Below are 21,293 nucleotides of genomic sequence, written 5' to 3'. Positions count from 1 at the left end.
TGCTGGGGCATCATGCAAAAGCAAGCCATTTTCCAATCGAAGCTGTTGCCCTACGCGCTGGTTGCGCCGCAGCTCGCGATCGTCCTGATTTTCTTCTATTGGCCGGCCCTACAAGCGGTCATCCAATCCTTCCTGCTCCAGGACGCCTTCGGTCTCTCCACCACTTTCGTCTGGTTCGACAATTACATCGAGCTATTCAAGGACCCCGCCTATTTCGAAGCGGTCGTCCGCACCTTCTTCTTCTCGTTCGCCATCGCGATCTCGTCGCTGTCGTTTGCGCTGCTGCTCGCCGTGATGGCCGACAAGCCGCTGCGCGGCTCGATGCTCTACCGCACGCTGCTGATCTGGCCCTATGCGGTGGCGCCGCCCGTGGTCGGTGTGCTCTGGATCTTCATGCTGCATCCCTCGCTCGGCGTGATCTCGCGCTACTTGCGCGCCGCCGGCATCGACTGGAATCCGCTGCTCGATGGCAACCAGGCCGCCGGCCTGATCATCCTCGCCGCCGCGTGGAAGCAAATCTCCTACAATTTCCTGTTCTTCCTCGCCGGCCTGCAGGCGATCCCGAAAAGCGTGTTCGAGGCCGCCGCGATCGACGGTGCCCGCCCGATGCGCCGGTTCTGGACCGTGACCTTCCCGCTGCTGTCGCCGACCATCTTCTTCCTGCTGGTCGTCAACATCGTCTACGCCTTCTTCGACACCTTCGGCATCATCGACACCATGACTCGCGGCGGTCCGGGAACGTCGACGGTGACGCTGGTCTACAAGGTCTATTCGGACGGCCTGCTCGGCGGCAATCTCGGCAGCTCGGCGGCGCAGTCGGTGGTCCTGATGATCATGGTCATCGTGCTGACGGGCATCCAGTTCCGCTTCGTCGAACGCAAGGTGACGTACTGATGGTCGAGGACGAGGGCATCAGGCGCTACGTCGCCCATTTCATTCTCTGGATCGGAATCGCGATCGTCGCGTTCCCGGTCTACATCGCGATCATCGCCTCGACCCAGGACAACGCGCTGATCGCGAACGGGCAGATGTCGCTGCTGCCGGGCGGCCATTTCTTCGAGGTCTACTACCAGACCATCTTCGTCGGCACGAGCGGCTCGACCCGCGAGCCCGTCGGCAACATGATGCTCAATTCGCTGGTGATGGCGATGGCGATCGCGATCGGTAAGATCGCGATCTCGATCATCTCGGCCTATGCGATCGTGTATTTCCGCTTTCCGTTCCGGATGTCGATCTTCTGGATCATCTTCATCACGTTGATGCTGCCGGTCGAGGTGCGCATCTATCCGACCTACAAGATCGTCGCCGACCTGCACATGCTCGACAGCTATGCGGGCCTCGCGCTGCCGCTGATCGCATCCGCCACGGCGACGCTGCTGTTCCGCCAGTTCTTCATGACCGTGCCGGACGAGCTGCTCGAGGCCTCGCGCATCGACGGCGCCGGCCCCTTGCGCTTCTTCTGGGACACGCTGCTGCCGCTGTCACGCACCAACATGGCGGCGCTGTTCGTGATCCTGTTTATCCTCGGCTGGAATCAATATCTCTGGCCGCTGCTCATCACCACCCGCGACGACATGCAGACCATCCAGGTCGGCATCCGCAAGATGATCACCACCACCGACGCGCTGACCGAATGGCCGATCGTGATGGCGACCGCCGTGCTGGCCATGCTGCCGCCGGTGTTCGTCGTCGTCGCCATGCAGAAACTGTTCGTGCGCGGCCTGGTCGAGACGGAAAAGTAAGAAGCGAGTTTCTATGGCTAACGTCACCCTGCGCAACGTGCGCAAGACCTACACCGGCGGCTTCGAGGCGATCAAAGGCGTCAACGTCGACGTCGCCGACGGGCAGTTCTGCGTGCTGGTCGGCCCTTCCGGCTGCGGCAAGTCCACGCTGCTGCGCATGGTTGCTGGCCTCGAGACCGTCACCGGCGGCGAGATCGACATCGGCGGGCGCGTCGTCAACCAGATCGAGCCCGCCGACCGTGACATCGCGATGGTGTTCCAGAACTACGCGCTCTATCCGCATATGAGCGTCTACAACAACATGGCCTACGGCCTGCGCAACCGCGGCATGGCGGAGGCCGAGATCAAGACCCGCGTCGAGGAAGCCGCGCGCGTGCTCGAGCTCTCCGCGATGCTGGAGCGCAAGCCGCGCCAGCTCTCCGGCGGCCAGCGCCAGCGCGTCGCCATGGGCCGCGCCATCGTGCGCCAGCCGAAGGTGTTCCTGTTCGACGAGCCGCTGTCGAACCTCGACGCCAAGCTGCGCATCGCGATGCGGGTCGAGATCCGCAAATTGCAGCGCCGGCTCAACACGACCTCGATCTACGTCACCCACGACCAGCTCGAGGCGATGACGCTCGCCGACGTCCTCGTCGTGATGAATGGCGGCCAGGTCGAGCAGGTCGGCAACCCGCTCGCAATCTACGAGAAGCCGGCCACGACCTTCGTGGCCTCGTTCATCGGCGCACCGCCGATGAATTTGATGTCGACGCGCTCCGACGAGATCAAATCGCAGCTGGACGGCGCCGCGGGCGAGGCCGGCATCGTCGGCATCCGCCCGGAGGACTTTGTCATCACCGACCAGGCCCCGGCCGGTGGCGTGGCGTTGCCGCTGACCGTGGAAGCGATCGAGCGCGTCGGCGCCGAGACCTTCGTCTACGGCTCCCGCGAGCAGGAAGACCAGCGCGTCGCCGCCACCCCGGGCGAGCTGCCGCCCGGCGAGGTCATCGTCCGCATCCCCGGAACCGACGCCCCCGCGATCGGCCAGAAGATCCGGGTCGCGGCGGTGCGGGCGAAACTGCATTTGTTCAGCGGCGACGGGCGGACGCGGATCGAGGCCTGACGCGTCCCGTAAGGCCCCTCTCAAAAAAGCGCGAAAACAACCCCATGCACAGTAGAAGGGGGTCTGTTTTCATTGGGATATTTCGCCTCGCAAATTCTTCATGCCTGCGCGTCCCCGGCCATGACGAATTGTAAGCATTTTGTGCGATGGCTGAGCGGGTGGGCGGCCGGCATGGCCATCCACAGCCCCCTGCTACGTCCTTGAACGCACAAGCGGATATGCCCATATTGCTGACCAAGGGGTGCCTTGATCGGGCCCCGAAACACCAAAGTCGCTTCGAGAGGACTTTGTAAACTATGTCTCGTGTTCCCACGTTATCCAGTCCGTTCCTGCTGGGCTTCGACGAGATCGAGCGCGTGCTCGACCGCGTCGTCAAAGGCGCCGACGGCTACCCTCCCTACAATATCGAGAGGTGTGACCGGTCGGACGGCCAGCCCGAGCGGCTCCGCATCACGCTGGCGGTCGCCGGATTCACCCGCGACCAACTCGATGTAACCATTGAGGAAAACCAGCTCGTGATCCGCGGGCGGCAGCAGGACGACAAGACCCGGCAATACATCCATCGCGGCATCGCCGCGCGCCACTTCCAGCGCACCTTCGTGCTGGCGGAGGGGATGCTGGTACTGGGTGCGGATCTGAAGAACGGGTTGTTGTCGATCGACCTCGCCCGGCCTGAACCGGAGAGGATCGTTAAGACAATCGCTATCAATGAGCACGAATAATGGAACGAGTAGCGGACTCGACCGCTTAGTTCGTTAGAGGAGTCGAGACCATGAGTGAAGGTCACGTTGCGTTCGAATACGAAGCCAAGAACGTCTCTCCGGAGACGCTGGCAACCCTGGGCGAAGGCCATATCGCCTATGTGAAGCAGATCCGCTCCGAGGACGTGCCGGGCCTGTTTCCCGAGGCGCCCAAGATCGCGCCCGGTCTCAAGCTCTTCGCGCTCCACGCCGCCGACGGCACGCCGATCATGCTGACCGACAGCCGCGAGGCCGCGATTGCCAACGCCTGGAGCAACGAGCTGCAGGCCGTCAGCGTGCACTGAGCACGGGTCGCACGAATCAGGATTTCAGACGGGCATGCCTTCGCAGGAAGGCATGCCCGTTTTCATTTTGGGCGATGAAGCTTCCGCGCCGTCATTGCGCGGAGCACTTGCGACGAAGCAATCCAGAATCGTTCCGCGGCAAGATTCTGGATTGCTTCGCTTCGCTCGCAATGACGGAGTGTGAGGAAATCGCACGCTCAACTCTCGTGTCCCGGGCGCGGCGCAGCGCGATGCGGTGCGCTGAAGGAGCCCTGCGCTGTGCGTCCGGGGCACGAGAGCGGGAATGTCCGCTCCTTTATCACTTCACAAAGCCGAGGCCTTCACGCGCCGTATCCACCGCCCATTTATCATTCAGCGGCAGCGCGAGCACGCTGTTGAAGTCCGCGCGCGCATGCTTGGCATCGGACATCATCATGTAGAGAAGGCCGCGATTGACCAGCGCGGTCTGGCTTTTGGGATCGAGCCGGATCGCCTCGTTGTAGTCGGCGAGCGCGCGGTCGTGCTGTCCGAGGTCGCGAAACACGCCGCCGCGATCGTTGTAGACTTCCGAATCTCGCGGCTGCAGCCGGATCGCTTCGTCGAAATCGGCAAGGGCCCGTTTGTCGTCGCCCTTCCTGTGCAGGACAACGGCGCGAACGCGATAAGCCTTCTGGAAAGACGGCGCGATTCGCGTAACGTCATCCAATTCCCGGATGGTGCCTTCAGTGTCATCCTTGTTCAGGAACACGATGGCCCGGCAATAATGGCCGCCGGCACTTCCGGGCTCGAGACGGACGGCGCTGTCGCAGTCGTCCAGGGCTGCCTCGATCTCGCCCTTGTTGAGACGAATGTTGCTTCGCAGCTCGTAGGGCCAGGCGGCGGCGGGATTCCGCTGCATGGCCTCGGTGTAATCGGCGGCGGCGTGATCGGCGTCGCCCTTCACCGCATAGACCTGCCCGCGCATCATGAGCGCGCGGTAGGCCTGCTTGGGGCTGTGTTCGATGGCCTCGGTGAAGCCGGCGATCGCGCGATCGAAATCGCGGTGGTTGAAATATTCCTCGGCGCGCGAGCTATAGGGCGCGCCATAGTCGGGATCGAGGCGGATGGCCTCGTTGTAGTCGGCCATCGCGCGATCGCGGTCGCCTTTGGCGGAATAGGCGCGGCCGCGGCAATGATAGGCACGCCCGAAGTTCGGGTCGATCCGGATCGCAGCGCTGCAATCGTCGAAGGCGCGATTCCAGTCCCGCTTGAGATAGTAGGCTTCTCCCCGCAACTCGTAGGCGGCCGCATTGGCCGGATCGGCTGCGATGATTGCGGTCTTCTCGGCGATGACGCGATCGTTGGATGCCTCGTCGGCATGCGCCACGGCCGTCACGGCGATCGTGACCGAGCAAAGCAGGCCGAAGAAACGTACTGTTGAACCGCAATTCATGCCTGAAAATCCCGCGTCGAATCCGAGCCGCCGGCAGGACGCCTCGTCGGCCCGGATGAGGAGAAAACCTCCCGGACGGCATCGCAGCCCCGGCTGTGACATAAGTCGCAGGGGACGCTGCGAGCGTTCAATCCGGACACGAGAGGGAGACGCCGTCGCCCCAGCGTCCACAATGGCGGCAAGACGGTCGCTATCTCGCGCCTGGGCGCCGCTACTGCGCGCTGAACGGCATTGAGGCGCGGGCGCGATAGGTCCACAGCCCAACGTCGCCGCCGATGCCGCCGCGCTCGATACCTAGGGCGATCTGTGCGCCATTGTCGTAGCGCGCGGCAACGCCACCGGTGACCCGCGCGGACCATCCATCGAGCAGGAATGTCGGCGGCGTAGCGGCGGCGGCCAACGCCGAGGCCGCAGCCGTGTCGCCATTGAAGTAATAGTCGCCGTACAAGCCAACATAGGGAATGACGGTCGCACGGGACAGCCATGCGACCGGGTATGCGAGCTTCACGCCTCCGCTGGCCCGGCCGCTGGTGAAATCGCGCGCGGCCTGCAACGTGCCGAGCGTATCGGTATAGGCGCTCTCGTGCTCCCACATCGCGTAGATCTTCGCCGACGGTTCGATTAGGAGGCTCAGGTAGCGATAGGTGCCCGTGAGCCCGCCGGAAGCCAGCCAACGGCTGCCGGTGAACGAGCCGGCTGCCGTGCCTGCAGTTGCGTTATAGCCGATGCCCGAATAGGCGATCCCCGCGTCGAAACGGACGGTGTCGGTGACGCGCCAGCCGAGATAGGAGCCGACCGTCCATCCGTCGCCCTTCAGGCGACCCGTGAGCACGTCGGAGCGATAGGCGAAGGTTTCGTAACCGCCGAGCACGCCGACCAGAAAGCTCGGCGTCAGCTTGCGCGTGACGCCCGCGAGCGCATTGATCTGGTTGCCGTAGAGCATTGGCACCGTGGAGGCGCTGCCAAGCGGCGCGACGCTCCAGCGATCCAGCGTCGCACCGCGCACCTCCGCCCAGGCCAGCCAATCGCGCGGCTCGGCGATGCGTTTGGGCGGCGCCTTGGCCGCTACCGCATTATTGAGCGCCGCGAAGGCATCATCGACGCGCGAGCCAGACATTTGCGGTGGCGATGCCGGTCGCATGCCCCAGGCGGAGGCGCGATCGCGGCTCGGGGCGGGATCGTTGCCGGTGCCGCGCGGAGCTGCGTCTGTTGCTGCTGCGCCGGGATCCGCGGCAAAGTTGAAGCGGACGCCGCTGCTGTTGGGTGTGACGAGCGGCCCGCCGTCGCTAAAGCCTTCGCCGATTGCGCTATCGACCACGCCGGAGATGGCCTGCCCGGAGACCTGCGCCACCATCGGCGCCGCCAGAGTCTGCATGGCACGCAGTTTCAGGCTGTCCGCCGGCGTGTTGACGCTCTGGATCAGCGCTGCGGACGTTGAGGCCGTGAAGGTCGCGTTCCCGGCGTAGCTTGCAGTGATGGCGTGGCTGCCGAGCGTCAGCGACGCGGTCGTGAAGGTCGCGATGCCCGCGGCAAGCGTCGCCGCGCCGATCGCAGCACCGCCGTCGCTGAATGTCACCGTGCCAGTCGGCGTGCCGCCACCGCTCGACACCGTCGCGGTGAATGTCACCGGCTGGCCTGCCGGGCTCGGATTTTGCGATGAGGTTACCACCGCGGTGGTCGCCGACTGATTGACGGCCTGCGTCAGAGCCGCCGATGTCGAGCCCGCGTTGTTGACATCCCCGGGATAAACCGCAGTGATTGAATGCGATCCGGCCGCCAGCGCCGACGTGGAGAATGTCGCTACGCCGCCGGCGAGCGCCCCTGTCCCGAGTGTCGTGGCGCCGTCCTTGAACGTCACCGTCCCCGTCGGCATGCCCGACGGAGCCGTGACCGTCGCGGTGAACGTCACCGATTGCCCCAAGCCGCTCGGGTTTGGCGACGAGGTCAAAGCGGTCGTCGTCGTCGACGTATTCACGGTGAGGACGGCTGTCGCGGCGTTGCCAATGCCGCCATTGGTCGAACTGACGGGGCCGGTCGTGTTGGTCTTGGCGCCGACGGAGCCGGCCGTGACATTCACCGCGATGGTGCAGGAGCTGCTCGCCGTCACCGTTCCACTTGAAAGACTGACGGTGCCGCCGCCGGACGCCGCGGTCACGGTACCCCCGCAGGTCGTGGTGAGGCCGTTTGGCGCCGCGACCGCGAGGCCCGGTGGAAAGGCATCGGTGAACGCGACACCTGTCAGTGCTGCCGAGGCACTGGGGTTGGTGATCGTGAATGTAAGCGTGGTGGCGCCGTTGACCGTAATGGACGCTGGAGCAAACGCCGCGTCGAGCACAGGAGGTGACAACGGTGAATTGACCACCTGCGGATTACCGGAGAGCGAGCCCGTGCTGCCGTTGAAATTGCCGTCGCCGCCAAAGCTGGCCGTGATGGTGTGATTGCCTGCGGCAAGCGCTGCGGTGGTAAGGGTGACGGAGCCTCCGCTCAGCGGCGCAGTGCCGATCGGACTGCCGCCGTCGAGAAAGGTCACCGTGCCGGTCGGAGTTCCGGCCCCGGGCGCAACGGCCGCAACGACGGCGGTGAAGGTGACGGACTGGCCGACAGCACTCGGATTGACTGAGGATGTCACGGAGGTCGTCGTGTTGGCCTTGTTGACCACTTGCGGATTGCCGGTGAGCGGTCCCGTGCTGCCGTAGTAAAAACTCTCACCGGCATAGGAGGCCGTGATCGTGTGATTGCCGACAGCGAGCGACGAGGTCGTGAGTGTGCCGGCGTTCGGGAATGGACCCGCGTTGATCGAAGTGCCGCCGTCGAGGAAGTCTGCGGTGAGGATCGAAATACCCCCCAACCCGCCTGACGAGACGTTCGCGGTGAAAGTGACCGGTTGACCGAACACGCTCGGATTGGCCGAAGAGGTCACAGCGGTCGTGGTGTTCGCCGGGGTGACGATCTGTGACGTGTTCATCGAGCCGAAGCTGCTGTTGAAATTGCCATCGCCGCTATACGTAGCCGAGATCGTGTAGGAGCCCGGGTTCAGCCAGGTGGTGAAGCTGGCGGTGCCCCCGCTCAACGTCGCCAATTGCGACCCCGCGCCGTCGCCGGAGATATTGAAGGTCACGCTGCCGGTCGGCGTTCCCGCCCCCGGGGTGGACGAGACGACCGCGGTGAAGGTGAACGAGCCGTACGGGCCTGGATTGGCCGAGGAGGTCACGCCGACGGCGGTGGCGGCCTTGTTGACCACGAGCGTATAGTTGTTCGAGGCGCTGGTGGTGTCCGTGTCGGTCGCCGTGACAGTGAAGGAAAACGATCCGGCTGCAATGGGCGTACCCGACAACAAGCCGGACGAACTGAGCGTGAGTCCAGGCGGAACAGCGCCCGATGCCGCATAGGTGCAGCACCCGGCCGCGCCTCCCACGCCGGAGAATTGTGTGGGGGTATAGGCATCTCCCACGGTTACCGACGGCAGGGCGCCGGCAGGCGGGCTGAGGGAGGTCACAGCAAGAGCCGTAGCCGGTACGGCGAGCAACATCAGTACCAGTGCAGCAATCTGCAACAGCCATGACGACATGAGCCGACCGCGGGTCGCCGGCCGGCACCTTTCGAGAGTCGAGGGCCGACTTTTCAGGACTGAACGAACGAACATACCCCGCCTTGCACGTTGGCCGACAAAATCGAGCCGGTCGGCTGTCGCTAGCAGGCAATTGTTTGGTCAATATTTGAGGATCGCCGGGCAGCCTAATGCCGGGCGTGCGTGAGCCGGATCGACCCGCCAATGCGGCACGCGGGCAACAATTCAGGCCGCGATCGGACCGATGCTCCTGAGAACGAAGGCTGGCACGGCCTCTTTGCCGTGCAACCGCATCACATGCGCGATCAGGCCGCGCATGACATTGGCGCGTGCCTCTTCCGAGACGAGGTGACGCGCCGAGGTGAAGTAGAGATATTCGATCGCATTGCCTGCGCCCGCGGGGCCGATCGCGGTCAGTGCATCCACCGACGCCGCCGGCAATTTCTGCTCCGGGGCAGCGACCATCCAGCCGATCGTCAGGCCGATGTCGCGCGGGCAGCGCGGATTTTCCCTCGCTGCATCGGCGACAGTCGTGTCCAGCGCAGCGCGGTCTCCGGACGCAAGCACGGAGATCGCCTTCAGGACCCGCATATGGAGATGCAGGTCGGAGTCCGGTTCGAACGTTTCGATGCCGCGATCGAAGAATCCGATTGCTTCGTCGAAACGGCCGCGCGCATGGCACAGTTGCCCCATCACGGGAAAGGCTGCGCCAGAATCGGCCGTCCGGGCGAACGCGCGACCGGCAATGTCCTCCGCGAGGTCGAGGTGACCGCGGTCGATGAAGTACAACAGCTTGGCGGCCGCCAGCATCAGAAGCGGATTCGCCTCGACGGCGGGCAGGCACTCCAGCACCGTGGCGTCGATCTCGCTTTCGATGCGATAGCGTTCTTCCAGGCTGATCTCGCCGAACGGACTGGTGTGGACCAGGCGCGCGAACAGATGCAAACACCATTGCAGGGCGATGTCTGCATTAAGGGGGTCGTGCGCGCGGTCCCTGCCGAGTTGCTCACCGCTTGCCAGCCACGTGCGATTCGAGGCTGACAGAAGGCTTGCGGCCTTGTGGAAGCGCGTTTCAAGCGGTTCATCCGCGGGCGTGCCGAGGCCGGTCGAGGCCTCAATGAGCGCCTGCGACAGCGCATCGACGACGCCGTCCGAAATCCTTCTCGCCTCTGTCGCCAACGATCTGGCGTCCGCCATGTCGAAATGCAGCCGGAATGCTTTCACGATGCGCTTTGACGGCATGTCCCGCAAGGTCGCGGCACAATCAAGATATTCATTGCCGGCAAGAAAGCTCATTTGCAGGACATAGCGCGCGCTGGTTGCGCCGGCGTACCCGTCCTCGACAACCACGACATCGCGGCCCAGGTCGCCGGCGATCATGTCACTGATCTGCCCGACCAGGGACGACGCCTGCTGACCGAAGCGATGGCCCTGCGGTCCGAACGTCGGCGCAATGGCGAGGAAGCCCGCGATCGTTCCGGAAGACGGTGCAGCAATCCAGACATAGCCTTCGCCATATTGCGTGGCGATGTACTTTGGCGATCTGGCACTGTCGCCAAGCTTGGACCGCACCCTGTTTACCAGAAAGTCGATGTTGCGATCGGAAATGTCCGATTCGGAGGCGAGCTCGTCAAGCAGTCGGCCACGGCGCATGAGGCGATGTGGATTGCGCGTGAGGGCCAGCAGCAGTGCGCGCTCGTTTCTGGTGAACTTGATCGTCTGCTCGTTACGGCGCGCGAAGAGGCACGTCTCGTCAAGGATCAGATCTCCAAAGCGGAGATCTGGCACTTTGTTCACTCCTACCCCCTCAGCCCATCAACCGCCGGCTCCGAGACAGTTACAGTCTGGAACGGCTCAGCCGCAAGCGCTGAGTGGAACAGCTGCTGATCGCGCGGCCTTTCGACGCGCTGACGATCGATGGGTCGCTGAGGAGCGATTAAGCCGCGCTCGCCGGCGGCAGCGCCAGCACCGAATAGATCGCCTGGGCGTCGCGGGAGGCGCGGAGCTTCTTGGCGATGTCCTGGTCGCGCAAGAGGCGCGCGATGCGGGCGAGCGCCTTCAGATGGTCGGCACCGGCGCCTTCGGGGGCGAGCAGCAGGAAGACGAGATCGACCGGCTGGCCGTCCATCGCCTCGAAATCGATCGGACGATCGAGGCGCGCGAACAGGCCAAAAATCTTTTCCAGCTTGGGCAGCTTGCCGTGGGGAATGGCGACGCCGTAGCCGACCGCGGTGGTGCCGAGCTTCTCACGCTGCAGCAGCACCTCGAACACCGCGCGCTCGTTCTGCCCGGTCAGCTCGGCGGCCTTGGCCGCAAGCTCCTGCAGGGCCTGCTTCTTGCTGTTGACCTTCAATGCCGGGAGAATCGCCTCGGGTGCGACCAGATCGGTAATCGGCATGGAAGGTTTCCGAGGTGAATTAAACCGTCAGGTTCCGAATTGGCCAGCTTGGAAAGAACCGCGCCGGGCCGGCGTCAAGAAGGTGAAGCAGGAGGAGGACTTAGCCCCGATCCTGATGTGGGGCGCTTCTACTCCAACGCAATCCCGGTGCCAACTCCTGCGTGCGGCTTTGCCCCGGTCATTGTTAAGACCTGTGGTTGATACGGGGCCCGATTTTCCGCCCTAACCGCCGGCCTTGCCGTCGGCTTTGGCTCCGGGCGGGTCGATCCAGCCCACATTGCCGTCGGCGCGCCGGTAAATGATGTTCACCCGGCCGCTGGAGCCATGCTGGAATACCAGGCAGGGTGCCCCGCTGAGGTCCAGTTCCATGACGGCTTCGCTGACCGAGAGCTGCTTCAGCGAGGTGGTTGCCTCGGCGATGATCACGGGGCTGTAGCCGGTGATCTCGTCCTCATCCTCGCCTTCGCCTGGAGCCTCCAATACGTAGCTCGTGGCGTCGAGCGCGGCCAGCGCCGCACTGGCGACATGGGCCTTGCGGGCCGAGCGATCCTTGAGCCGGCTCTTGTAGCGCTTGAGGCGCTTCTCGATCATCAGGAGGGCCTGGTCGGCGCTGGCATAGGCGTCGGGCGCGTTCGAATCGGCTTCCAGCGTTATTCCCGAATCCAGATGCAGCGCGCAGTCGGTACGGAAGCCGAAGCCGTCCTTCGAGAGCGTGATGTGGCCGGAATAATTGCCGTCGAAATATTTCCGCAGGACCTCATCGGTCCGGTCGGTAACGCGGCCGCGCAGGGCCTCGCCGACGCTGACACTCTTTCCCGAAATTCGAAGGGTCATGTGATGCCTCGCTTGGTTACGCCGAGCTGCGACGACGCATCATCGCAGCTGGGGTTGTTCCCTGCGCATGGTCCGCTCGGAAAACCGCCGTGCACATTTTCCGATTCATGCGCATGCTTGGATCGGTCTCGATGGGGGATTGAGAGTAGCGCGATTTGGCGCGAGCGCAATCAGGCCGGCTCGGTGTTGCGGGAGCGATCGGACAGTGCGGTGGAGAGGACGTTACCAAGAGCGCTCTGCTTGTCGCGGCGGCGTTGCACCGAGGAGGGAATGCGCATGGCTTCGCGGTACTTCGCGACCGTGCGGCGGGCAATATCAATGCCCGAGGCGCGCAACCGTTCCACGATGGTGTCGTCCGACAGGATCGCGGAGGGCGCCTCCGAATCGATCAGCTGCTTGATGTGGTGGCGCACGGCTTCGGCCGAATGCGCCTCGCCGCCGTCGGCCGAGGCGATCGAGGCGGTGAAGAAATATTTCAATTCGAATGTGCCGCGATTTGTCGCCATGTACTTGTTGGCGGTGACGCGCGACACCGTGGATTCATGCATCTGGATGGCGTCGGCGACGGCCTTCAGGTTCAGCGGCCGCAAATGCGCGACGCCGTGGGTGAAGAAGCCGTCCTGCTGGCGCACGATCTCGGTTGCAACTTTCAGGATGGTGCGGGCGCGCTGGTCGAGCGCGCGCACCAGCCAGGTGGCGTTCTGCAGCGCATCGGTGAAGTAGGACTTGTCGCCGTCCTTGCCGATCTTCTTCGACAGCTCGGAATAGTAGGTCTGGTTGACCAGCACGCGCGGCAAGGTGTCACTGTTGAGCTCGACATGCCAGCCGCCGTCCGGACCCGGGCGGACATAGACGTCGGGCACCATGGTCTGCAGCCGCGCCGAGCCGAACTTCATGCCGGGCTTGGGATTGAGGCGGCGGATCTCGCCGATCATGTCGGCGATGTCCTCGTCGTCGACGCCGCAGAGCTTGCGCAGGGCGGCGATGTCGCGCTTGGCGAGCAGGTCGAGATGCTCGACGAGGGCCTGCATCGCCGGATCGTAGCGGTCGAGCTCGCGGAGCTGGATCGCGAGGCATTCGCTGAGAGAACGCGCGCAGACGCCGGGCGGGTCGAATTTTTGCAGCACGGCAAGGACGTCCTCGACCTCCTGCTGCGACGCGCCAAGACGTTCGGCGGCCTGGCCGAGATCGGGCGGCAGATAGCCGGCCTCGTCGACGAGGTCGATCAGGTACTGGCCGATCATGCGCTGCGCGGGTGCGGTGAAGGCGACCGAGAGCTGCTCGGCGAGATGGTCCGACAGCGTCGTCTCGGCCGCGACAAAGGCTTCGAGATTGTAGTCTTCGTCGCCGGAGGCGCCGCCGCCCCATTCGGTATAGGTGGTCGGTGCCGCGTCCTGGGCGTTGCGCGCCGCGGCCTCGGCCGGCTCCTCGGAGAAGACGTTGTCCAGGCCCGTATCCAGGGTCTGCTCGATCTCGGCGCGGGTGCCGAGATCCTTGCTCATCCATTCTTCCTGGCCGGGCTCGAAGGCGTCGCCCGAACCACCACCCGGCTCGTCGCCGTTGCTGCCGCCGAACTCATCGCCGTCGCTGAACTGGCCGGTCTCGGCCGGGGCCTCGGTGGGGGCCTCGTCACTGGCCCGCTCCAGCAGGGGGTTACGCTCGAGTTCCTCTTCCACGAAGGTCGTGAGATCGAGATTGGACAATTGCAGCAGCTTGATCGCCTGCATCAGCTGCGGCGTCATGACCAGCGACTGCGATTGCCGGAACTCTAATCTCTGCGTAAGCGCCATGAAGCAAGAACCGATCCCGAAAAGTGGTCCGATTTTTGCTTATCCTAGTCTCAGCCCGATGTACACGTCTTGACGAATTGGAAAAAAGGGCTAGAGGCGGAATTCCTCGCCAAGGTAAAGGCGGCGAACGTCCGGATCGGCGACGATCTCATCCGGGCTACCCTCGGTCAAGATTTCACCGGCATAGACGATATAGGCACGATCGGTGAGGCCGAGCGTCTCGCGCACATTGTGGTCGGTGATGAGCACGCCGATGCCGCGATTGGTCAGATGCCGGACGAGATCCTGAATGTCGCCGACCGCGATCGGATCGATGCCGGCGAAAGGCTCGTCGAGCAGCATGTAGTTCGGGCGCGTCGCCAGCGCGCGCGCGATCTCGACGCGGCGACGCTCCCCGCCTGACAGCGCGATCGACGGTGATTTCCTGAGGCGCGTGATGTTGAACTCGTCGAGCAGCGAGTCGAGCTGCTGCTCGCGCTTCTTGCGCGAGGGCTCCACCACTTCGAGCACGGCGCGGATGTTCTGCTCCACGGTGAGGCCGCGGAAGATCGAGGCTTCCTGCGGCAGATAGCCGATGCCGAGCCGCGCGCGCTGATACATCGGCAGCTTCGTGACGTCGTGGCCGTCGAGCTCGATCGCGCCGCGATCGGCCTTGATGAGGCCGGTGATCATGTAGAACACGGTGGTCTTGCCGGCGCCGTTGGGGCCGAGCAGACCCACCGCCTCGCCGCGGCGCACATAGATGCTGACGCCGCGCACCACCTGCCGGCTGCCGAAGCTCTTTTCCACGCTATGCACAGCCAGGTAGCCCGGCCGCTTCAGGAGCTGCGGCCCGCCGGCGCCGTTCGGCCTGGCGGCCGCCCTGACCGGGTGGACCGCCTGCGCACGCGGTGCCTCGGCCTGATAATCGACTTGATAATCGCCCTGATAATCCCCTTGGAACTGGTCGGGCGCGCGCATCGGCTGGTCACGGGCGATCGTCGGCGCATCCCGCACGGGGCTCGCCACCAGCCCGCCGACGCTGTCACCGAGGGCGGTGATGTCCTGACGTGCAAATCCTGGCCGGCCGCGCTTGGCGGGGCGCCGACGGAACATGCTGAAGAGATCGACCATCCCCGCCTTCTAGCTTTTCGCGGCATTCGCGCGATCTGCCGCCCCGGCTTTATCGATTCGCCGACGCAGCATGAGTGAAGGGATGTCTCATGCCCAATGAAACACGCCCGGTAAGCGGCGGACCCCGCTTCGAAAGCCCTTCGCGCTAGATACAGTCTCGCCGGGCAAGCTTCAACCTCGGATCGGGAGCATCCCAACCAAGCCGTTGAATTTACTTTGGTTTAGTTGCGCCGGGCAGCTGCAGAGGCGACCCCGGGGCGGGCTTGCCCCCTTGGCCCCCCGGGCCGCAATCATTGCTGCCGCCCTGCGGCAGCAGGGCCTGCACCCTGCCGCTGTCGGATTCCACCCGCGAGACGCCCGTGGTCATGTCGACCATCAGGCGGTCGCCGCGCAGCACGTTCTTGCACTGCGTCAGGACCACCTGGCCGCCGCTGCCACCGAGCATCGTGATGAGATTGGTCTTGGTGTCGAACACGGCGGTCTCGCCGGTCACCACCTGATCCTTCTGGGTGACCACGACATTGCCGCGCGCCTCCAGCCGCTTGATCGACGAGGCACCGCCGGGGCCCGGCGTCGCCGACTGCATCGGCGCTCCGGTGCTGCTGTTCTTGGCCCCCTTCGCCGCAGGCTGCGTCGGCGCGGGCTTGTCACCGCTCGACTCATAGAACACCACCAGCGTCTTCGAGGTCATGGTGGTGTCGCCCTGCACGACCTTCACATTGCCGGCGAAGGTCGCCTCCTTCTTCTTGTCGCGCATCTCGAGCGAAGCGGCCTCGATCTGGATCGGCTGATCGCGGTTCTGCGAGAAGCCCTGCATCGCGTTCGGCACGCCCTGCATCGTGCTCTGCGCGACCGCCGCGCCGCCAGCGACCAGCGCGGCGCCGAAGGCCAGCGCGGCCGCAGCGATGATGGCGCACCGCTGGTCCTCGTTGCGCGAAAAAAAACCGATCATGAAAATCACTTTGAGTTGGCAGATTTGTTCTGAGGCGTACGCGTCTTCGCAGGCGGCGGCGCTGGCTCGGGCGGCGCAGGCTGCGCAGCGGCACCGTCGTCGAGCTTGTCCAGATGCATCACCACATTGCCTTCGAAGCGGATGACGTCGCCGCCCTCCGTGATTCGCAGGCGATCCGCGGTCAGCGTGCCGTTGGTGAGCTTGACGTCGACACGCTCGTCCGACGAGACCGTGCCCTTGCCCATGTCGACGAAGGCCGAGTTCAGCCGCGCCTCATAGCCGGTCGAGGTGCGCAGGAAGATGTCCTTGTGCAGGTCGAGCTGCTGCTGCTTGTTGTCGAAGCGGCCGGTGCGCGCATCGAGGAACAGGGTGGATTGATCCTCCATCAGCACCTTCGCGCGCAGATCGGCGAGATCGACATGATCGGGGTCGGTGATGTCCTGCGTTGCCGTCTTGGCCCAGAGCTCGTACGGCCGCCGGTCCGGCGTGAATCCGGACATATGCGGCGATTCCATCGTGATCTTGGTGCCTGTCACCACGAGATTTCCGGAGTCGAGCTTGATGGGGATCGTGAAGGGATTGAGGAAGGTCGAGACGGCGACGATCGCGGCGATGGACGCGGCCACCGCCGCCGGCACCGCGACGCGCAGAATCCGCACCAGGCGGCTGTGACGCGCCGCTCTGGCAAACCTCGCCGCAAGCGCGGCGTCGTAGGTGGGATTCTGGGCCGAATTCACCGCTGCTCCAGAGGTCGCTCGCCTTGTCCGGTTGAAGGCCGCGCCATTGTACCCGGCGGCGACCGAATGTGCAGCCCGCGAGAGGCCGCAGGAAAGTGTCCGAAACGGGGCCGGCCCGGCCTAAAGCGCGAGATTTGGATGAATCGTCATCGCGCTTTAGGTCGTTGTTTGCGCATGATCTTTTCGGAAAACCGCTTCGCACCTTGCGCTAGCGCGGCCCTTCGGGTCCGGATCATGCTTTGGAGGCCCGCTCAGGCCTCAGGAATGCGCAAAGATGTCCTCTTCCGCCCAGCCCTGGAGGTCGAGCAGGGCGCGGGTCGGCAGGAAGTCGAAACAGGCCTTGGCCAGCTGGGTGCGGCCCTCCCGGACCAGCATGGCGTCGAGCCGCTCGCGCAGGGCATGCAGGTGCAGCACGTCGGAGGCGGCATAGGCGAGTTGCGGCTCGGTCAGGCTGTCGGAACCCCAGTCGCTGGACTGCTGCTGCTTGGAGAGGTCGACATTGAGCACCTCGCGCACAAGGTCCTTCAGGCCATGGCGGTCGGTATAGGTGCGGGTCAGGCGGGAGGCGATCTTGGTGCAGTAGATCGGCCCGGTCATGACGCCGAAGGTCTCGTACAGCACCGCGACGTCGAACCGCGCGAAGTGGAAGATCTTGGTAATGGCCGGATTGGCCAGCAGCGCCTTCAGGTTCGGCGCGTCGGTGTGGCCCTTGGGGATCTGCACCACGTCGGCGCTGCCGTCGCCGGGCGAGAGCTGCACCACGCAGAGCCGGTCACGGTGGGGGTTGAGCCCCATGGTCTCGGTGTCGATCGCGACCGCTGTGGTGTAGCGGGACAGGTCGGGCAGGTCGCCGCGGTGCAGGCGTACGGTCATGGCGTTTCAAAACCTCGGGTCGAATCGGTCTTTTGGCACAATAGGCTCATTTCGGATTGCCCGCGATGTATCCACTCGCGGCAGGCGGCGCAAGCGTCCGCCGGCTCAGATCGCGGCCAGCATGATGCAGATCATCGCCGCGACCGCGGTGCGGCTGGGGCCGTCGCGGAAGGCGTAGAGAATCGGATCGTCCGGCATCTCGCGGCGATGCGCCATCATCAGGGCCCGGCCGAACCAGTACAGCAGCAGCGGGGTCATGAGCCACAGCATCCAGGGGCGGCTGTAGAGCGGCGTCACCGCGGTTGATGACACATAGAGCGAGAACACGGTCACCGCGTTCATGGCGCTCGCCGCGGCCATTGCCGCGATGACATGCAGATCGGTGATCCTATAGTCGCGGTTGGAGGGATCGGCGAGACGGGCGCCCTCGCGCATGCTGAGCTCGCTGAAGCGCTTGATCAGCGCCAGCGAGGTGAACACGAACAGCGAGAAGATCAACAGCCATTCCGACAGCACCACGCCGACACCGACGGCGCCGGCGACGATGCGCAGGCTGTAGAGCCCGGCGAGCGTGACGACGTCGACCAGCATCTTGCGCTTGAGCACGAGCGAATAGGCGATGGTGGTGGCGAGATAGGCGCCGAGCACGCCGAGGAAGAGCGGCGAGATGAAGAGCGAGGCTGCGACCGCGAACAGCCACAGCGCGGGGATCGCTGATAGCGCCGACGAGATCGGCAAATCGCCGGCCGCGAGCGCGCGGTGGCGCTTGGTCGGATGCTGCCTGTCGGCGGCGAGATCGAGCAAATCGTTCATCAGATAGGCGCCGGAGGCGCAGGCCGAGAACGCCAGGAACGCCAGCAGCGCGTAGCCGAGCGTCGCGAAATTCATCTGGTGCGCGGTCAGCGCCGGCACGAACACCAGCGTGTTCTTGCCATATTGATAGACGCGTAGCGCCTTGACCCAGACCTTCAGCCCGGGATTGCGACCGCCGCGGTTCTCGATGCGATCGATCGTGCCGCGATCGAAGGGAAGCTCGCCCGCAGCGAGATCGGCCGGCGTCACGACGCCATCGAAACCGAGATGCGCGGCGATGCCGGCCGCATGACCGGGAAGCCGGCCGGCGACCAGGTAGACCTTCGCACCGCGCGCCCGCGCCGCCAGCGCTTGGTTCAGCACATCGGGATCATAGGGCAGATGGGCGTAGTCGATCTCGGCCTGCGCCAGGACATCCGTCAGCGCCGCCATGCCGGGCCGTCCGCCCGCGCCGAAGCGGGCCAGCAGGCGAGCGGGGCTGGAGAACAGCGCTTCCATCAAGAGCTCGGAACGCAGCAGGGCGCCTTCGAGATCGATCACGAGCGTCCGCGCCGCCGCCGGCACTGCCGACGGCTGCGGCGCGCTGGAAACGTACTGCCAGGCAGGCTGCTCCATTCGAAAACGCTCTTGTTTGCCGCAAAATGACCGGCTCCAGGAAAGCGGATGGCCAGGGAGCAGGGAAATGGACGGCAGCGAGCCTAGGAGGCATTCGCTAAGGCTGGCTTAACCCGAGATTGGCGGCAATCCGGCGAGGCCTGGTGGTCTCTCAATCGCTCCAGCTGCGGAACTGCAGTCCGAGCAGGTCGTAACGGACCCGAAGATAGCCGTCGGGACCGTGCACCACGGCATTGGGCACGATCCGCTCGACCTCCTGGGCCATCACACCGATATAAAACGTGTCGCCCCAGAGATAGCGAAACCGGTAGAGGCAGATGCCGCTGTCGAGGCATCCGAGCCGCGAGATATCGCGCTTGAGCCGCCTGTCGGACGTGACAGGCGGTGGAGGCGGTGGAGGCGTTGGCGGCAGGGTCGGAACCACCGCCGGCACGGGCTGCGGCGGAGGCGGTCCGTATTTGTCGTAGGACCGCTCGATCGACCTGGGGGTGTTCGTGTCCTGGCTGTCGCCGCGGCTCTGCGAGACCGGCGCGCCGGTATAGGACAGTTTGGGCTGCGAGAAGATGATGGCTCGCTGGCGCATCGACCTGGCGAGGCCGCCGTTGACGCATCCACCGCCTGAAGTCCTGCCCTCCGGGCATCTTGCTTGCGCCTGCGCCTGATCGAAAATCGACAAGCCGGCGACGAATGCCGTGACCAGAGCAAAGCCGCCCAAACCAGTGATGATGCGCGTCAAAATTTCATGCTCCCGCCAAGCATCGCGATCCAGCCGCGAACGCGAAGGTTCGGCGTCAGTTCGGTCAGGTTTTCATTGATCCAGAAGTGCTCGACACTCGTTTTCAAGGACAAGCCTTCGCGTGGCGAATACTGCGCAGAACCTCCCGCTCCGATGCGGGTCTTTGCCGGAATGAATTGCTGCGTGACCGGATTGTAGGAGTTTTGATCGCGCCGCATGTAGTTCAGCATCGGCGCGACGGTCCAGTTGCCGCTCACGACGGGTTGCTCGAGGCGATACCGATACACGGCGCTGTTGGACCGAAACGACTCGGGAATGATCTTCAACAACTCCGGATCCAAAACCCTGTTCTTCTCGGCGTTGGTCCACGACGCCGTGAATGTCGTGCTCGATGATGTCGTCCATGCGTATCCGACCGTACCTGACAGCGTGTAGCGGTCGCCAAGCGCATAGGATGAGATATGATCCAGATGGGTTGCAGTTTCGTGGGCGTAGGACGCTGAAGCCAGCAGCGTCAGGCTTGCCAGCTGGTAGCCGAGCGACGCCGTCTGCGTCGCGACCCGTCCCGGCCCCACCAATGTAGTTGCCTGCGGCTCCGTGCTTGCGGGATCGAGCAGCGCTTCCATGCGATATGCGCCGCGCCAGGTATAGCCGGAACTGAGCGTCAGGATGAGCTGTTCGCCGATGGGCAGGTTGACGCCGACCGTCGGCCCTATGTTCAGCCCTTCCCCGAATGTTGCGAGGTCGACGATGTCCTGATCCATCCGCGCATTCGCCGCGCTGCCATAGAGAGCCGTCGTCCCCGTTGGAAGATTGACGTTCATGGAGACGAACGGCTGAATTCCGGGAATGCCGAGATAGGTTGCTGTCCCCGAGACGACCGTATCGGTCGTGGTCGTGACGCTGCCGGTCAACCCGGGCGTGGATTGCCGTGACCAGACATAGCCGCCCCTGCCGAGCAGATCGACTTTGACGTTTTCGAGCGGCTGCCCGCTCGCCTGGATCGTCAGGGGTGCATAGACCTGCGTCCCGGCGCCGGCCGCCGCCGAGCCGCTGGCAGGGAAACCCCGCGTGCCGCTCCAGGTGGCATATCGCAATTCCTGATCGGCGCTCAGCGACCAGTTCGGCTCGGCGGCATTCGCGAGCGAGGAGACCGTACAGCAGGCCATGACCACACGCGCGCGCTTCCATCCGTCTCGAACCGAATCGTAGAGGCGCGCGCGCATGATGGGCTGAGAGGACATGCAGTTGGAGAAGCCTGACGGCAACGAGATCGCCGGATGCACGGCGACCTCGCGCTCGGACCCGCGATCAAGCCGCGGCTACGGCTGCTTCTTCCCGGACGTGGGGGCTGGCGGCTTGGGGGGAGCCGGAGTGGGCTTCGGCGGCGGCGGGATATTCTTCCGTACGGCCGCGTCGGCCATCGACGGAGATCTCGTGTAAGCCATGACCGGGGCGGCACTGACCGCTGCGAACAACGCCGCGGCGATCATCATTCGATACATCATGAACTTGTTCCTCTTCATAGTCCGTCCGGGAGCAGTGAAAAATTCCAGCCGATGACGGT

At 64.5% G+C, this 21,293-nt stretch carries 18 protein-coding genes; 5 read left to right on the top strand and 13 right to left on the bottom strand.

Annotated features, from left to right (window positions below; genetic code table 11):
* Positions 1–12: 12 nt before the first annotated feature.
* The 5 genes from ugpA (at position 13) to JQ603_RS13810 (ending at position 3,886) form a co-directional block, all read left to right on the top strand.
* Complete coding sequence (gene ugpA, locus JQ603_RS13830; RefSeq protein ID WP_212340108.1) at positions 13–894, top strand: sn-glycerol-3-phosphate ABC transporter permease UgpA; 882 nt, start codon at positions 13–15, stop codon at positions 892–894.
* Complete coding sequence (gene ugpE / locus JQ603_RS13825) at positions 894–1,742, top strand: sn-glycerol-3-phosphate ABC transporter permease UgpE (protein ID WP_212340105.1); 849 nt, start codon at positions 894–896, stop codon at positions 1,740–1,742. The genes ugpA and ugpE overlap by 1 nt, the downstream gene beginning before the upstream one ends.
* A 13-nt stretch (positions 1,743–1,755) precedes the next feature.
* The gene (locus JQ603_RS13820; RefSeq protein ID WP_212340103.1) at positions 1,756–2,841 is read left to right on the top strand and encodes a sn-glycerol-3-phosphate import ATP-binding protein UgpC; all 1,086 of its coding nucleotides are present in this window, start codon (positions 1,756–1,758) and stop codon (positions 2,839–2,841) included.
* A 296-nt stretch (positions 2,842–3,137) separates the two neighbouring features.
* Complete coding sequence (locus JQ603_RS13815; protein WP_011083554.1) at positions 3,138–3,563, top strand: Hsp20 family protein; 426 nt, start codon at positions 3,138–3,140, stop codon at positions 3,561–3,563.
* A 50-nt stretch (positions 3,564–3,613) separates the two neighbouring features.
* Positions 3,614–3,886: a DUF1150 family protein gene (locus JQ603_RS13810; protein WP_007598581.1), complete on the top strand. Its 273-nt coding sequence runs from the start codon at positions 3,614–3,616 to the stop codon at positions 3,884–3,886.
* 298 nt (positions 3,887–4,184) lie between these two features.
* Here JQ603_RS13810 and JQ603_RS13805 read toward each other — a convergent pair whose 3' ends face one another.
* The 13 genes from JQ603_RS13805 to JQ603_RS13745 all read right to left on the bottom strand — a co-directional run bounded on the left by JQ603_RS13805 (position 4,185) and on the right by JQ603_RS13745 (position 21,012).
* Positions 4,185–5,297 (bottom strand): tetratricopeptide repeat protein, encoded by a 1,113-nt coding sequence (locus tag JQ603_RS13805; protein ID WP_212340098.1) that lies wholly within the window; start codon positions 5,295–5,297, stop codon positions 4,185–4,187.
* A gap of 211 nt (positions 5,298–5,508) precedes the next feature.
* The gene (locus JQ603_RS13800) at positions 5,509–8,826 is read right to left on the bottom strand and encodes an Ig-like domain repeat protein (RefSeq protein WP_245003658.1); all 3,318 of its coding nucleotides are present in this window, start codon (positions 8,824–8,826) and stop codon (positions 5,509–5,511) included.
* Between the two features lie 264 nt (positions 8,827–9,090).
* Positions 9,091–10,653, bottom strand: a complete 1,563-nt coding sequence (locus JQ603_RS13795; protein ID WP_212340094.1) for a winged helix-turn-helix domain-containing protein — start codon at positions 10,651–10,653, stop codon at positions 9,091–9,093.
* Between the two features lie 148 nt (positions 10,654–10,801).
* Positions 10,802–11,263, bottom strand: a complete 462-nt coding sequence (gene ptsN, locus JQ603_RS13790; protein ID WP_027550087.1) for a PTS IIA-like nitrogen regulatory protein PtsN — start codon at positions 11,261–11,263, stop codon at positions 10,802–10,804.
* A gap of 222 nt (positions 11,264–11,485) precedes the next feature.
* Complete coding sequence (gene hpf, locus JQ603_RS13785; protein WP_212340092.1) at positions 11,486–12,097, bottom strand: ribosome hibernation-promoting factor, HPF/YfiA family; 612 nt, start codon at positions 12,095–12,097, stop codon at positions 11,486–11,488.
* 170 nt (positions 12,098–12,267) lie between these two features.
* Positions 12,268–13,887, bottom strand: a complete 1,620-nt coding sequence (gene rpoN / locus JQ603_RS13780; RefSeq protein WP_212340091.1) for an RNA polymerase factor sigma-54 — start codon at positions 13,885–13,887, stop codon at positions 12,268–12,270.
* 90 nt (positions 13,888–13,977) lie between these two features.
* Positions 13,978–15,000, bottom strand: a complete 1,023-nt coding sequence (gene lptB / locus JQ603_RS13775) for an LPS export ABC transporter ATP-binding protein (RefSeq protein WP_212340090.1) — start codon at positions 14,998–15,000, stop codon at positions 13,978–13,980.
* 211 nt (positions 15,001–15,211) lie between these two features.
* The gene (locus JQ603_RS13770; protein WP_212340088.1) at positions 15,212–15,952 is read right to left on the bottom strand and encodes an LptA/OstA family protein; all 741 of its coding nucleotides are present in this window, start codon (positions 15,950–15,952) and stop codon (positions 15,212–15,214) included.
* Positions 15,953–15,957: 5 nt separating this feature from the next.
* Positions 15,958–16,689 (bottom strand): LPS export ABC transporter periplasmic protein LptC, encoded by a 732-nt coding sequence (gene lptC / locus JQ603_RS13765; protein ID WP_212340086.1) that lies wholly within the window; start codon positions 16,687–16,689, stop codon positions 15,958–15,960.
* A 258-nt stretch (positions 16,690–16,947) separates the two neighbouring features.
* On the bottom strand, positions 16,948–17,562 hold the full coding sequence (locus tag JQ603_RS13760; protein ID WP_212340084.1) for a ribonuclease D: 615 nt from the start codon (positions 17,560–17,562) through the stop codon (positions 16,948–16,950).
* 105 nt (positions 17,563–17,667) lie between these two features.
* The gene (locus JQ603_RS13755; RefSeq protein ID WP_212340082.1) at positions 17,668–18,990 is read right to left on the bottom strand and encodes a UbiA family prenyltransferase; all 1,323 of its coding nucleotides are present in this window, start codon (positions 18,988–18,990) and stop codon (positions 17,668–17,670) included.
* A gap of 151 nt (positions 18,991–19,141) precedes the next feature.
* Positions 19,142–19,726 carry a tail fiber domain-containing protein gene (locus JQ603_RS13750; RefSeq protein ID WP_212340078.1) on the bottom strand — a complete coding sequence of 195 codons (585 nt, stop codon included), beginning with the start codon at positions 19,724–19,726 and terminating at the stop codon, positions 19,142–19,144.
* Positions 19,723–21,012, bottom strand: coding sequence for a hypothetical protein (locus JQ603_RS13745; RefSeq protein WP_212340074.1), 1,290 nt, complete (start codon positions 21,010–21,012; stop codon positions 19,723–19,725). The genes JQ603_RS13750 and JQ603_RS13745 overlap by 4 nt, the downstream gene beginning before the upstream one ends.
* Positions 21,013–21,293 lie beyond the last annotated feature (281 nt).

Source organism: Bradyrhizobium liaoningense, from assembly GCF_018130825.1.
Lineage (GTDB): Bacteria > Pseudomonadota > Alphaproteobacteria > Rhizobiales > Xanthobacteraceae > Bradyrhizobium > Bradyrhizobium liaoningense_B.
This window is presented reverse-complemented; position numbering and strand designations above follow the sequence as displayed.